This is a genomic window from Vagococcus fluvialis, from assembly GCF_003337315.1.
Taxonomy (GTDB): domain Bacteria; phylum Bacillota; class Bacilli; order Lactobacillales; family Vagococcaceae; genus Vagococcus; species Vagococcus fluvialis.
The window spans coordinates 156,156-168,713 of the sequence record NZ_QPJV01000005.1; the positions used below are offsets into that span (position 1 = coordinate 156,156).

11 protein-coding genes and 1 pseudogene are annotated in these 12,558 nt (G+C 34.7%); all 12 read right to left on the reverse strand.

Annotated elements, in window-relative coordinates:
• Positions 1–72 precede the first annotated feature (72 nt).
• The 12 genes and pseudogenes from DFR54_RS07030 to ftsA all read right to left on the reverse strand — a co-directional run bounded on the left by DFR54_RS07030 (position 73) and on the right by ftsA (position 12,466).
• A pseudogene (locus DFR54_RS07030) lies at positions 73–755 on the reverse strand (ABC transporter permease).
• A complete protein-coding gene (locus tag DFR54_RS07035; RefSeq protein ID WP_114289626.1) occupies positions 755–1,687 on the reverse strand; it encodes an osmoprotectant ABC transporter substrate-binding protein in 933 nt (310 codons plus the stop codon). The pseudogene DFR54_RS07030 and the gene DFR54_RS07035 overlap by 1 nt, the downstream one beginning before the upstream one ends.
• Positions 1,684–2,322, reverse strand: a complete 639-nt coding sequence (locus DFR54_RS07040) for an ABC transporter permease (protein WP_114289627.1) — start codon at positions 2,320–2,322, stop codon at positions 1,684–1,686. Before DFR54_RS07040 ends, DFR54_RS07035 begins: the two co-directional genes overlap by 4 nt.
• Before the next feature lies 1 nt (position 2,323).
• On the reverse strand, positions 2,324–3,499 hold the full coding sequence (locus tag DFR54_RS07045) for a betaine/proline/choline family ABC transporter ATP-binding protein (RefSeq protein WP_086341263.1): 1,176 nt from the start codon (positions 3,497–3,499) through the stop codon (positions 2,324–2,326).
• Positions 3,500–3,637: 138 nt separating this feature from the next.
• Entirely contained in the window at positions 3,638–6,424 is a 2,787-nt protein-coding gene (gene ileS, locus DFR54_RS07050; RefSeq protein ID WP_114289628.1) for an isoleucine--tRNA ligase, read from the reverse strand.
• A gap of 258 nt (positions 6,425–6,682) precedes the next feature.
• The gene (locus DFR54_RS07055) at positions 6,683–7,453 is read right to left on the reverse strand and encodes a DivIVA domain-containing protein (RefSeq protein ID WP_086341261.1); all 771 of its coding nucleotides are present in this window, start codon (positions 7,451–7,453) and stop codon (positions 6,683–6,685) included.
• A 21-nt stretch (positions 7,454–7,474) separates the two neighbouring features.
• Positions 7,475–8,257 carry a YlmH family RNA-binding protein gene (locus DFR54_RS07060; protein ID WP_114289647.1) on the reverse strand — a complete coding sequence of 261 codons (783 nt, stop codon included), beginning with the start codon at positions 8,255–8,257 and terminating at the stop codon, positions 7,475–7,477.
• A gap of 27 nt (positions 8,258–8,284) precedes the next feature.
• Entirely contained in the window at positions 8,285–8,563 is a 279-nt protein-coding gene (locus tag DFR54_RS07065) for a YggT family protein (RefSeq protein WP_086341259.1), read from the reverse strand.
• Between the two features lie 12 nt (positions 8,564–8,575).
• Entirely contained in the window at positions 8,576–9,139 is a 564-nt protein-coding gene (locus DFR54_RS07070; RefSeq protein ID WP_086341258.1) for a cell division protein SepF, read from the reverse strand.
• Positions 9,136–9,840: a YggS family pyridoxal phosphate-dependent enzyme gene (locus tag DFR54_RS07075; protein ID WP_114289629.1), complete on the reverse strand. Its 705-nt coding sequence runs from the start codon at positions 9,838–9,840 to the stop codon at positions 9,136–9,138. Before DFR54_RS07075 ends, DFR54_RS07070 begins: the two co-directional genes overlap by 4 nt.
• Positions 9,841–9,853: 13 nt before the next feature.
• A complete protein-coding gene (ftsZ, locus tag DFR54_RS07080; RefSeq protein WP_086341256.1) occupies positions 9,854–11,113 on the reverse strand; it encodes a cell division protein FtsZ in 1,260 nt (419 codons plus the stop codon).
• A 21-nt stretch (positions 11,114–11,134) separates the two neighbouring features.
• Complete coding sequence (ftsA, locus tag DFR54_RS07085; protein WP_114289630.1) at positions 11,135–12,466, reverse strand: cell division protein FtsA; 1,332 nt, start codon at positions 12,464–12,466, stop codon at positions 11,135–11,137.
• Positions 12,467–12,558: the final 92 nt, after the last annotated feature.

The window sequence follows — 12,558 nt, forward strand, 5'->3', positions numbered from 1 at the left end:
AGTTACTTCTATTACAACGTTTAATAAAAACAGAGCTGTCAGATAAACTGACAGCTCTATTTTTTATATTCTTTATCCTTTTTCTAGTACTTCTTTATTTCCAACTTTAGAACTTGGGTCTAATTTTTTCTCCACTAGCCCAAGTAACCAGTCAGTAATAATTGCCATTAAAGCTGTTGGTAATGCCCCAACTAAAATAATCGCTGTTCCATCTGTGGCATTAGTTCCTCTAATAATAATATCTCCAAGGCCACCTGCACCAACAAATGAACCAATAGCAGTAATACCAATTGCCACCACTAAAGCATTTCTAAGACCTGCCATAATCACTGAAACTGATAAAGGCAATTCAATCAAATACAATCGTTGGAATTTTGTCATTCCCATTCCTTTTCCTGCATCTAAAATATCTTCATCAACTTGTCTCATGCCTGTATAGGTATTAGAAATAATGGTAGTAGTGAATACAGAAAGACTGTCACAATCACTGTGTTAACACCTAAACCTAAGCCTAACATTAAAATTGAAACCATAGCTAGTGAAGGAATAGTTTGGATCACGTTGGCTGCACCAATTACCCAACCAGCTAAATTTTTTCTTCTTGAAATAAAAATCCCAATCGGAATTCCGATAATCGCTGCAAAAAGCACACCATAGGCTGAAATCAAGAAATGACGGATAAATTGTGTTAAAACATACCCACTATTTTGTTGAAGATAGTAAATAAACTGCTCAAAAACATTCATGTTCTCCATTACTTACTCTCCTCCTCAAAAAATTTATTCTCTCTTAAAAATTGTTTTGCGACGTTTTCTGGTTCTAAGAGATTATTATCTGCTTCAAAATTTAAACGCTGCATCGTTTCAGTATCAACTTTTCCAGATAGTTTTTCCAAAATCGGTTTTAATTCAGGTTTAGACTTAATTAACTCTTCACTCATAACAATACTTGCATCATATGGCGGGAAAAATTTTAAATCATCTTCTAAAACAACTAAATCATAACTAGAGATTCGGCCATCTGTTGAATAACCTAAGACTACATCCATTTTCCCAGCAGCAACAGCATCATAAACTAAACCAATTTGCATAGGATACACTTTTCCAAAATCAACATTATACTCATCAGAGAAAGCTTTATACCCATCTCCATCTCTATTCATCCAAGACGTATCTACACCAGCTGTTAATTGCCCGGCTACTTCTTTTAAATCACTGATTTTTTCTAAATCATATTTTTCTGCTGTTGATTTAGAAACCATAAAAGCATAGGTATTAGCAAATCCATAAGAAGGTAACCACTCTTGATTGTAACGTTTTTTAAACTCTTCACTAACAATTTCAAAAGCTTTATCTGGTTCTTTTTCTGGAGGTAAATTAAGAGTCCCACTAAGGTCTGTTCCTGTGTATCTACCAGCAGAAATATTGATATCTTTATTAACCATAGCGTTATGAGCTACTGTGCTGGTCCCTAGATTATTAATCATTACGACTTCTTCATCTGTGTAATATTCAATCATTTGTTTGACCATATTGGCTAAAATCTGGTTCTCACTTGTTGCCATAGAACCAATAGCTATTCGGTCACTATTTCGACTGGAACTTCCTAATCCTGGAAATCCACAGGCACTGAGGATAAATACTAAACTAGCTAAACTTATTAACAGTATTGATTGTTTCTTTTTCATAATGAGGTCTCCCCTTTCTGACTTGGGGATAACTTCTTCTCAACTAACCCTAATAAAAAGTCACTTAATAGAGCTAAGACAATAACTGGCAACGTACCACCTATAATTAAGGCTGGTTTATACAGATTCAAGCCACCAAAAATTAAATCTCCTAAACCACCACCACCAATGTATGAGGCAAGTGTAGCCCAGGCTATCACATAAATAGCGCCTAAGCGAATACCACGCATAATTGTAGGCATAGCAAGTGGTAATTCAACCATACGAATTAATTCTAAATTAGTCATGCCCATTCCTTTTGCTGCATCAACTAAATTACTATCAACTTTCTTCACACCTAAGTACGTGTTTCTTAAAATTGGTAACAAGGAATAAATAAACAATGCCACAATGGCCGTTGTTTTCCCTACACCAAATAATGGAATAAACATGGTTAATAAAGCTAGAGAGGGAATTGTTTGAAGTAAACTAGCAAAGCCAATCACAATGTTGGCTGTTTTTTTAGTACGAGTTAAGGCTATTCCTAGAGGAACTGCTACTAAAATTCCTAAGAATAATGCCACAAAAGAAATATATAAATGTTCTGTCGTTTTTACGACTAAATCATTACCGTATTCTTGTAAGAATTGTTCCATCTTATAACTCCTCCTGTTCTAAAACAGGGGACTCAACAGCTGTTGCTGCAAGTGGATCCTCTTCTCCCCAAATTGTTTCATACACCATATCAACTAAAGAAGAACGAGTAATAATCCCGATTAATTTTTTATCTTTATCCACAACAGGGACATATTTTAATCCTCGTTTCAGAATTTTTTGAATCGCATTACGTAAAAGTGCCGTATCACGAATAAAGAATACATCTGAATTTAATATATCTCCGACAATCGTTGTTCTACCTCGTTGATTATTAATCATCTCAACATCAATAAAACCTCGTAATACATTTTGTTTATCCACAACAAGTAACGTATCCACACGTTTTTCACGCATTAATCGAATGGCTTCTGACACAGATTTATCCGGAGTAATAGAAATAGCTTGTTGATTAACAACTTCACCAACTGTAATGTAATCTTGCTGGCTGTGAATAAGTCTTTCTTCACCGATTAGTTCACGGACAAATTCATTAGCTGGGTTTTTCAAAATATTTTCTGGCGTGTCACACTGAACTACTTTACCGTGACTCATAATCACAATTTTAGTAGCTAATTTTAACGCCTCGTCCATATCATGAGTAACAAACACAATAGTTTTACCCATTTTTTCTTGAAGTTCTTTTACAAAGTCTTGCAAGGCATCCCTTGTAATTGGATCTAGTGCACCAAAAGGCTCATCCATCAAAACAATATTTTGGTCAGCTGCTAAAGCTCTGACAACTCCGATTCGCTGTTGTTGTCCACCTGAGAGTTCATGTGGATATCTGTCTAACATATCAACAGGTAACTCTACTAAACGAATCATCTGCTCAGCAATTTCTTTGCGCTCTTGTTCTGGCCATTTTAATAACTTAGGCACTAAGGTGATATTGTCCCTGATTGTCATATGAGGAAGTAAACCAATATTTTGAATAACATATCCTACACTACGTCTTAATTCAACAGGGTTAATATCTCGAATATTTTTGCCATCAATTAAAATATTACCTGATGACGGCTCAATCATTCGATTAATCATTCTCATGGCAGTTGTCTTCCCACTTCCACTTGTACCAATAAAACAAATAAACTCACTATCGTCAAAGGATAATGAGATGTCTGATACAGCTTTCTTATTACCCTTATAAATTTTGGTAACATTCTGAAATTCGATCATTCTAACATCTCCTTATTTTTTTAACTCTATCTACTAATCATCCCTTATTTTTCGACTTAATGCAAATCATTTGCAATTTTTACAATCAAACTTAAAAAAAACAGAAGCTAATCAGACGATTAACTTCTGTTTGGTATCTTATTCTAAACCTTCTACTAAAGCTTCTGGGAAGTTTTCTTCTACAATTGTTGCACAGCGGTGGCATAGGTTAGATAATTTTTCATGACTACCTACATCTTCTTTAACAGCGCGACAACGTTGACATGTTTCACCTGTTGCTTTTTCAACTAAAACAGCCATTGACTCAAATGATAAAGCTTTTTCAGGTACTTCAGTTCCTACAGGAGCAATTTCTAAGCCTGAAACAATTAAAACTTGTTCTAAATTAGCATTTAATGCTTCAAATAAAACTTTTGTTGCTTCATTTGGATAAAGAGTTACTTTTGCTTCAAATGATTTCCCAATTAATTTTTCATTACGAGCTTCTTCAAGAGCTTTAAGAACATTGTCTCTTAATGGCATGAAGTTATTCCATAATTCTAAAATATCATCTTGGTCAGCATAAGTTGTGTAACCAGGTAATTCAGCTAATTGCACATACTCTTCTTCTTCTTGTAAGTATTCCCAAATCTCTTCAGCTGTATGTGGTAAGATTGGTGTCATTAATTTAGTTAATGCCACTAATACTTCATAGAAAACAGTTTGCATAGCACGACGGTCATAGTTATTTTCAGCTTCGATATAAACCACATCTTTAGCAAAGTCTAAGTAGAATGAAGATAATTCATTGTTACAGAAATTGACTAAGCTCTTATACACAGTTGAGAATGAATAACTGTCATATCCTTTTTCTCTAATTGTTTTAATTTCTTGATTTAAGCGAACCATTAAATATTTATCCACAGAACGTAAATCTTCATAAGCTACTGCATCTTTTTTAGCATCAAAATCTGATGTGTTAGCTAATAAGAAACGCATAGTGTTACGGATTTTACGGTAAACTTCAGCAATTGAGTTTAATGTATTCATATCCACACGAACATCTGATTCATAATCCACACTAGCTACCCACAGACGTAAGATATCAGCACCTAATTGATTAGTTACTTTACCAGGTTCAATTGTGTTTCCTAATGATTTACTTTGTTTACGGCCTTGAGGGTCTAATGTAAATCCTTGAGAAATAACAGCTTTATATGGAGATACTCCGTTAATAGCCACACTTGTTGTAATACTTGAGTTAAACCAACCACGGTATTGGTCAGAACCTTCTAAGTATAAATCAGCTGGGAATGTTAAGTTCTCACGTCCTCTTAAAACAGCTTCATGAGAAGAACCTGAGTCAAACCATACGTCCATAATATCAGTTTCTTTTGTAAATTCGCCATTTGGACTACCTGGGTGAGTAAATCCTTCTGGTAATAAATCTTTAGCTTCACGTTCATACCAAACTCTTGAACCATGTTCAGCAAATAAATTAGCAATATACTCAATTGTTTCTGGTGTAATGATTGCTTCTTCATTTTCAGCGTAGAAAATTGGTAATGGTACACCCCATGCACGTTGACGAGAAATTACCCAATCCCCACGGTCACGAACCATATTGTAAAGGCGTGTTTTACCCCAAGGAATAATCCAATCTACTTTTTCAATTTCAGTTAAAATATTATCTCTAAATTTATCGATTGAAGCAAACCATTGTGGTGTTGCACGGAAAATAACTGGTTTTTTAGTTCTCCAATCATGTGGATAACTATGTGTAAAGAAGTCTAATTTTAATAGCGCTCCTTTTTCTTCAAGTAATTCAGTAATCATTGGGTTAGCTTTGTCATAGAATACTCCTTCAAATCCTGGAGCTTCTTCTGTAAAGCAACCACGATTATCAACAGGTGAGATAACTTCGATTCCATATTTACGAGAAACAATGTAGTCATCTTCCCCGTGTCCAGGTGCTGTGTGGACTAAACCAGTACCAGCATCTAAAGTAACATGATCTCCTAAAATTAATTGAGATTCACGGTCGTAGAATGGATGTTGTGCAGTCATACCTTCTAACACATCACCTTTGTATTCTTCAATGATTTCTGGATTTTCCCAACCAATTGCATTTGATACAGTTTCAAGTAATTCTTTAGCTACAACATATTTTTTACCATCCACTAAAACAGTAACGTAATCAAAAGTCGCATTAACAGTAATTGCCAAGTTAGCAGGTAACGTCCAAGGAGTTGTTGTCCAGATAACAAAGTTAACATCATCAGCTAACTTACCTTTTCCATCCTTTACTTTAAAAGCAACATAAATAGATGCTGATTTAACATCTTTATATTCAATCTCAGCCTCAGCTAATGATGACTCACTAGATGGTGACCAGTAAATTGGTTTTAGACCTTTATAGATATAACCTTTTTCAGCCATTTTACCAAAAACACGAATTTGAGCTGCTTCGTAATCAGGAGTTAAAGTGACATATGGGTTATCCCACTCGCCAGCAATACCTAAACGTTTAAAATCTTCTCTTTGAGTATCTACTTGTGTTAAAGCATACTCTTCACATTTTTTAAGGTATTCTGCACGTGACATTTCTTTACGCTTAACACCTTTATTTGTAAGAACTTGCTCGATTGGTAGACCATGAGTATCCCAACCAGGTACGTAAGGAGCTCTAAAACCTGCCATTGATTTAGAACGCACAATAATGTCTTTACTGATTTTGTTTAAAGCATGTCCTAAATGGATATTTCCGTTAGCATAGGGAGGTCCATCATGTAAAACAAATGTCGGTTTACCTTCGTTTAACTCTTGACGACGCTCATAAATATTATTTTCTTCCCAACCTTTTTGCCACTCTACTTCTCTGTTAGGTAAGTTCCCACGCATTGGAAAACCTGTTTTACCTAAGTGTAATGTTTCTTTTGTTTTCATATCCTTTTTCCTCTCTTTTTTGGCAATAAAAAAAGACTCCTCCCTATAAAAGGGACGAAGTCTTCGTGTTACCACCCATATTTTCAGTCTAAAAAACTAGACGTACTCTTTCATGATAACGGTCTTTAACCGGAAATAACCTACTATAATTTTCAGTTATTCATTAAATGAAGGATCTTTCTTACTTTAGAGTCTTATTGGGTTTCCACTAGTTCCCAACTCACTGAAAGAATAAAATAAGCTTTTCTATTTCATTTATTATTTTACGCGATTTCTGTTAGCACGCTCTGGACGAGCTGGCTTTTTACCAAAATCTTTTGTGTTGTTTAATTCATTATCTTCTGTTGCTTCAGGTAAAACAATTTCTTTACTTGCAGTTTCTTCAGTAAAGTCAGGTTGTACTTGAACAGCAACTGGTGTTGGATCATTACCATTAGCAGACTCAACAGCATCTAATACTTCTTTAAAGGCTTGGTGACTGCTATCTACGTAAGCACCAAATGGTTTAAGTAATTCATCCCACTCATCACTTTTTACAATTTGTAATTGTGATTCTAAAAGTACAGATAAGTTTCTGTGGAAGACACGTGTTTTTTTCTTCAAATCATCTGTTTCAACAGCTAATTGACGAGCACGTTCACTTGCTTCCATTAGGATTTCGTTAGCTTTATTTGTTGATCCTGTAATTAATTCTTCACTCATTTTATTAGCATGAGCTAAAATATCTTCAGATTGTGCTTGAGCTTGTTGAATCGCTAAGTCACTTTCTTTAGTTGCATTTTCTTTTAATTTATCAGCAGTATCTTGAGCTACAATAATCGATTGGTTTAATGAATCTTTTAATTCATTGAAGTAGCTTAATTTTTCTTCAGCTTGTTTAGCTTTTTTCTCTAACTCTCTATTTTCTGAAGTCATTTTTTCAACTTCTAGAGCGATTTGATCTAAGAAATCATCCACTTCATCTTTATTGTATCCTTTTAATTTTGAATTAAAACTTTTGTTTGTAATATCAATTGGTTTAATTGCCATACTCTTCACCTCATAAGAAAGTCATTTTCTTAACACACGAATATTAAGACGGACTTTTTCTTTTTTTGTTTTTCCTTGCTGTTCCATAATTTGGATTCTACCAAGTCCACGAACCGAAATAATATCTAGATAGTCCACTAGATAATCCACTCGTTCATTCTCCACCCAATTAATCTTAACCCTTTTTGCTTCGATTACTTGTTTGGCTCTTTGCCTAGATACATTATATACTGATGAAATGATATTATCAATTCTTAAGGAACTAATTGTTAAACTCTCATCTTGCCACTCATCAATTGGAATAATGATATCTGTGTACCTAAGAGGTTCAAATCGGACACCAAAAGAACCTATTTTATCAATCTGAGAAACAATATAGTTAGCCATAGATTCTTTAATAAACACTTGCCAACGCTCACCATCAGTTATGATATCTCCAATAAATTCTCTTTTAATCCCCGTACTCATTAATGTTCCTAAAATTTTCCCATGTGACAAACTACCAAACTTCATCGGATATTTAATTTCATAAATAGCAATATCAAAATCATCTTGAGTTGGTTCGTAGTAGCTAGGATAAATGATGGCACATTTTCTTTCAGAAGACTCAAATCCTCCAAACAAAGAATACGTGATGTCGCTTTTTTTTCCAATTAAAGTTTCTAAAATAAAAGCTTCCCTTGGATTTAAAAAATCTGTTACATACGGAGCATATTGATTTTCAACTTGTTCGAACCATCCGATAATTGAATCAATAAAAGAGTGTTCGTCCTTGCGAAAATGCTGATACACATTACTTAGCAAAAAACTCACACCCTTTCTCTTCTGTTATTAAAACCCAAAAAATATCCGTAAAACAAGCTTGGCAAGCCCTTGACTAGCAAAATTTAAAACTAAAATTGCTACAATAATTGTAAAGTCAATAGGCCCAAAGCTTAAGTTAAATCGATCAAATAAACTTAAGTATGGTCTACTTATTTTAATAATAAATTGACCTATTTTAGTGTCATAAGCCCCTGGAAACCAAGACATTAAGGCATAAGCCATTAAAATAAAGGAATAGAGACTAACTACTTTTAAAAATAAATTCAATAACTGATAAATAATCATTTCTACACGTCCTTAGTAGTTTGTTAAGTGCGTAGATATTAAACTCTGTGCTACTGATGAATCAATATCTACACTGGCTGGTGTACAAATGAAAATTTCCTCACCGATTCTTTGAATATCACCATCGATAGCAAAAATAGTTCCAGTAATAAAATCAACTACTCTACGAGCTTGTTGTTCTTCCATTGCAGAAAAAGTCACAATAACAATCTCTTTTCTAAATAGAGCTTGTGCAATTCCTTTACAATCTGCATAGGCACGTGGTTCAAAAACAGTTATTTTTCGATGCACACGTCTATTTTCTGTTTGACGTGTTCTATCAGTTGTATTCTGATACGCATTTAATTCAACAACTTTTTTATTTTTGTATTGATTAGAAGAAGATAAATCTGAAGAATTTTCCACTTTATCTTCTGTTATTTGATTTTCATAAGACGGCTCATTTGTATACTGAGGTACCTCTTCTTCAAAAACAGCTTCATCTGCCATAGGTTCTTCAAAAGAAAATGCCTCTTCGTTTGAGTCATCAAGTCCAAAAAAGTTAGACCAATTGGGTTTTTTCTTAAATAAATTCATCTTTCTTCCACCTCTTTCTCTTCTTCATGAAAAAAATTTGTGCCAACTCGAACAAAAGTAGCGCCCTCTTCGATAGCTATCTTAAAGTCACGACTCATTCCCATACTCAGCTCATGACAAGGAGCATAGGGAAGTTTTCTATTTTCTACCGATAGTTTCAACTCATTAAGTTGACTAAAAATTTGTCTTAACTCAGCCTCTTGACTATCAAATGGAGCCATAGTCATTAAACCAACTATCTGAATATTTTTATACTCAGATAATGAACTAACAAATTCTTCTAATTCACTAGGTGTTATACCTTGTTTAGAAGCTTCACCAGATACATTAACTTGAATAAAACATTTCACACATTTTGTGGCACGTTTATTAATCTCACCTGCTAATTTTAAACTATCTAGTGCATGGAAATAATCAATTTCATTAATGACTTCCTTCACTTTTCTTCGTTGTAAATTACCTATGAAATGCCAAGTAATCTCTCCAGATTCTTTTAGCGCACTTTGTTTCAACAACAGATTTTCTACTCTATTCTCAGCTAGATGTGTAATTCCTTCTGCAACAACTTGCTTTGTGGTTTCCACATCTACTGATTTACTCACACAGATTAAGGTCACAGAATCTCTGTGATTATTCCTTAAGCTGTCTGAGATAGATTCTTCTATTTGTTGTATGTTTCGTTTGAGTGTCTCTTGAAGCACCCTTACTCACCTCTTATTTTTTTCTTCTAAAGAATGGTGGTGTACTTAATTCATCTCCATCGTCTTCTGAACCATGGTCTGCTTCTGTATTGCTGAATGTATCAAAATCTCTTTTTTCGATTGATTCAAATTGAGTTTCATCCGGTACGTTACGTGTTGTAGGTTCACGGCGAATATCCCAATCTCCAAATGCTCCTGCAGCTTGTGCTTGAGCTTCTGCTTCAGTTTTAGCAACTTCTGGTACTGGTCTTGTTTGACGCTTAACCATTCCTTGTGTTGTCATGTTACTTCTTGGCGCCATTGGGCGTTCTTTTTTACCAGGGTCGATTCCTGTAGCAATAACTGTTACTACAATTTCATCACCTAATTGGTCATTTACAGATGTTCCTAAAATAATATTCACATCTCCACCAGTTGCGTTAGCTACGATTTCAGAAGCATCTTGAGCTTCGAATAATGTCATATCTAATCCACCAGTGATGTTTAATAATACTTGTTCAGCACCTTCAATTGAAGTTTCTAATAATGGTGAAGCAATAGCTTTTCTAGTTGCTTCGATAACACGGTCTTCTCCGTTAGCAACACCGATACCCATTAATGCTGTTCCTTGATCTTCCATTACTGTCTTAACGTCAGCAAAGTCTAAGTTAACGTAACCAGGTGAAGTAATTAAATCTGAAATACCTTGTACACCTTGGCGTAATACGTTGTCTGCTTCTCTAAATGCTTCTAACATTGGTGTTTTCTTATCAACGATTTCTAATAATCTGTTGTTTGAAATAATAACTAATGTATCAACATTTTCTTTTAATTCTGCGATTCCTTCAGCAGCAAATCTGCTACGTTTTGGTCCTTCAAAACTAAATGGACGTGTAACAACACCTACTGTTAAAGCACCTTGAGCTTTAGCAATACCAGCAACTACAGGAGCTGCACCAGTACCAGTACCACCACCCATTCCAGATGTGATAAATACTAAATCCGCACCTTGTAATGCTTCTGCGATTTGCTCTTCACTTTCACTTGCAGCTTTCTCACCAACATCTGGTAAAGAACCTGCTCCTAAACCTTTTGTAAATTTAGGTCCTAATTGAATAACTGTTTCTGCTTTTGAATGGTGTAAGGCTTGAACATCTGTATTAGCTACGATGAACTCTACTCCTTTAACACCTTCGTCGATCATACGATTTACAGCATTTCCACCAGCGCCACCGACACCGATGACTTTGATAACTGCGCCAGTATTTAATGCATTATCTAAAGAAAATTCCATTGTTTGCTTCCTCCTAGGATTTTAGTCGAATATGTTAGACAAGAAACCTTTGAACTTACTGCCAATTCCTTCTTTGTCTGTTTCTTCGATTTCAACCTCTGTAATTGGTTCTTGTGGTTGAACTTGTCGTACTTCTGGTTTTGGTTGTTCCATTTTAACTTCTTTGTTAGGTTTCACTGTTTTTTTATTGTTATCGTAAATAGCTAATTTAGTGACATGATAAACTTCATCTAATTGAGCAACATACTCTACAATTGCAATTCCATTAGCAAACACTGGGTTACGTAATCCCATGTGATTTGGCACGTATAATTTTACGTTTGTACCAAATACGTCTGCTGCAAGTTCAACAATACCTGGTAAACTTGCTGCCCCACCTGTTAGGATAACTCCACCAGGTAAGTTTAAAGCATCAATGCTGTCTAAAACAGCTTTTGATTTAGTAAAAATTTGTTCAACACGAGCTTCGATGATTTCTGATAAGTAACGTTCATTAATCTTAACTGGTTCATTTTTACCAATAACATCCACAGGAAATTCTTCGTTTGAAGAAGTTCTTTCTGGATAAGCATAACCATAATTAATTTTTAATGCTTCAGCATTTGTTAGTGATGTGTTTAATACAACAGAGATATCTTTTGTAACAAACTCTCCACCTTCTTGTTCTACATGAGAGAATTTTAGTTCTCTTTCATACATAACAGAAGTAGTTGTTTGTCCACCACCTAAATCGATGATTGTTGTACCAAAATCTTTTTCACCGTCTGAAAGAATTGACTCAGCTAATGCTAATGGTGTTATGACCATTTCATCAATTGAAAGTCCGGCTTTTTCCACACACTTACGAATGTTGTGAACAATTGTTTTAGGTCCTGTGAACAATAGGCCTTTCATGTCTAAACGAACACCAATCATTCCTCTTGGATCTTTAATACCTTCAAAGCCATCAACTTTAAATTCTTGAGGAATTAAAGTGATTACTTGACGCTCAGGTGGAGTAGAGCGAACAACTGCTGCTGATGCAACGTTTTTCACATCTGTTGAAGTAATTTCTTTTGATTCTGAATTAACAGCAATCATTCCTTCACATTTTTCCACTTGTAATAGGTTAGCAGGAATCCCTACACTAACACTTCTGATTTGTACGCCTGATTTTTCTTCTGCTTGTTTAACTGCTCTTTGAATAGACTGAACCGCTTTGTCAATATCAATGACAATCCCACGATCCAACCCTTTTGATTTTGCATTTCCAACACCAATAATATTAATTTGATTTTCTATGTACTCAGCTACTACTACTTTCACTGAAGTTGTTCCAATATCAAGACTCACATGTATTCCTGTTTTTGCCATGAAAGGTGTTCCCTCCTATTTTCTAACAGAGTCTTCCTCTATTATTGCATATATCTCAAACCATTCTATCATAAAATATGGTATGAAATAAA

Excerpts from the sequence above, each read along its gene's own strand:
- DFR54_RS07035 (WP_114289626.1), bottom strand. The coding sequence starts at position 1,687 with ATGAAAAAGAAACAATCAATACTGTTAATAAGTTTAGCTAGTTTAGTA.
- DFR54_RS07040 (WP_114289627.1), bottom strand. The coding sequence starts at position 2,322 with ATGGAACAATTCTTACAAGAATACGGTAATGATTTAGTCGTAAAAACG.
- DFR54_RS07045 (WP_086341263.1), bottom strand. The coding sequence starts at position 3,499 with ATGATCGAATTTCAGAATGTTACCAAAATTTATAAGGGTAATAAGAAA.
- ileS (WP_114289628.1), bottom strand. The coding sequence starts at position 6,424 with ATGAAAACAAAAGAAACATTACACTTAGGTAAAACAGGTTTTCCAATG.
- DFR54_RS07055 (WP_086341261.1), bottom strand. The coding sequence starts at position 7,453 with ATGGCAATTAAACCAATTGATATTACAAACAAAAGTTTTAATTCAAAA.
- DFR54_RS07065 (WP_086341259.1), bottom strand. The coding sequence starts at position 8,563 with ATGATTATTTATCAGTTATTGAATTTATTTTTAAAAGTAGTTAGTCTC.
- DFR54_RS07070 (WP_086341258.1), bottom strand. The coding sequence starts at position 9,139 with ATGAATTTATTTAAGAAAAAACCCAATTGGTCTAACTTTTTTGGACTT.
- ftsZ (WP_086341256.1), bottom strand. The coding sequence starts at position 11,113 with ATGGAATTTTCTTTAGATAATGCATTAAATACTGGCGCAGTTATCAAA.
- ftsA (WP_114289630.1), bottom strand. The coding sequence starts at position 12,466 with ATGGCAAAAACAGGAATACATGTGAGTCTTGATATTGGAACAACTTCA.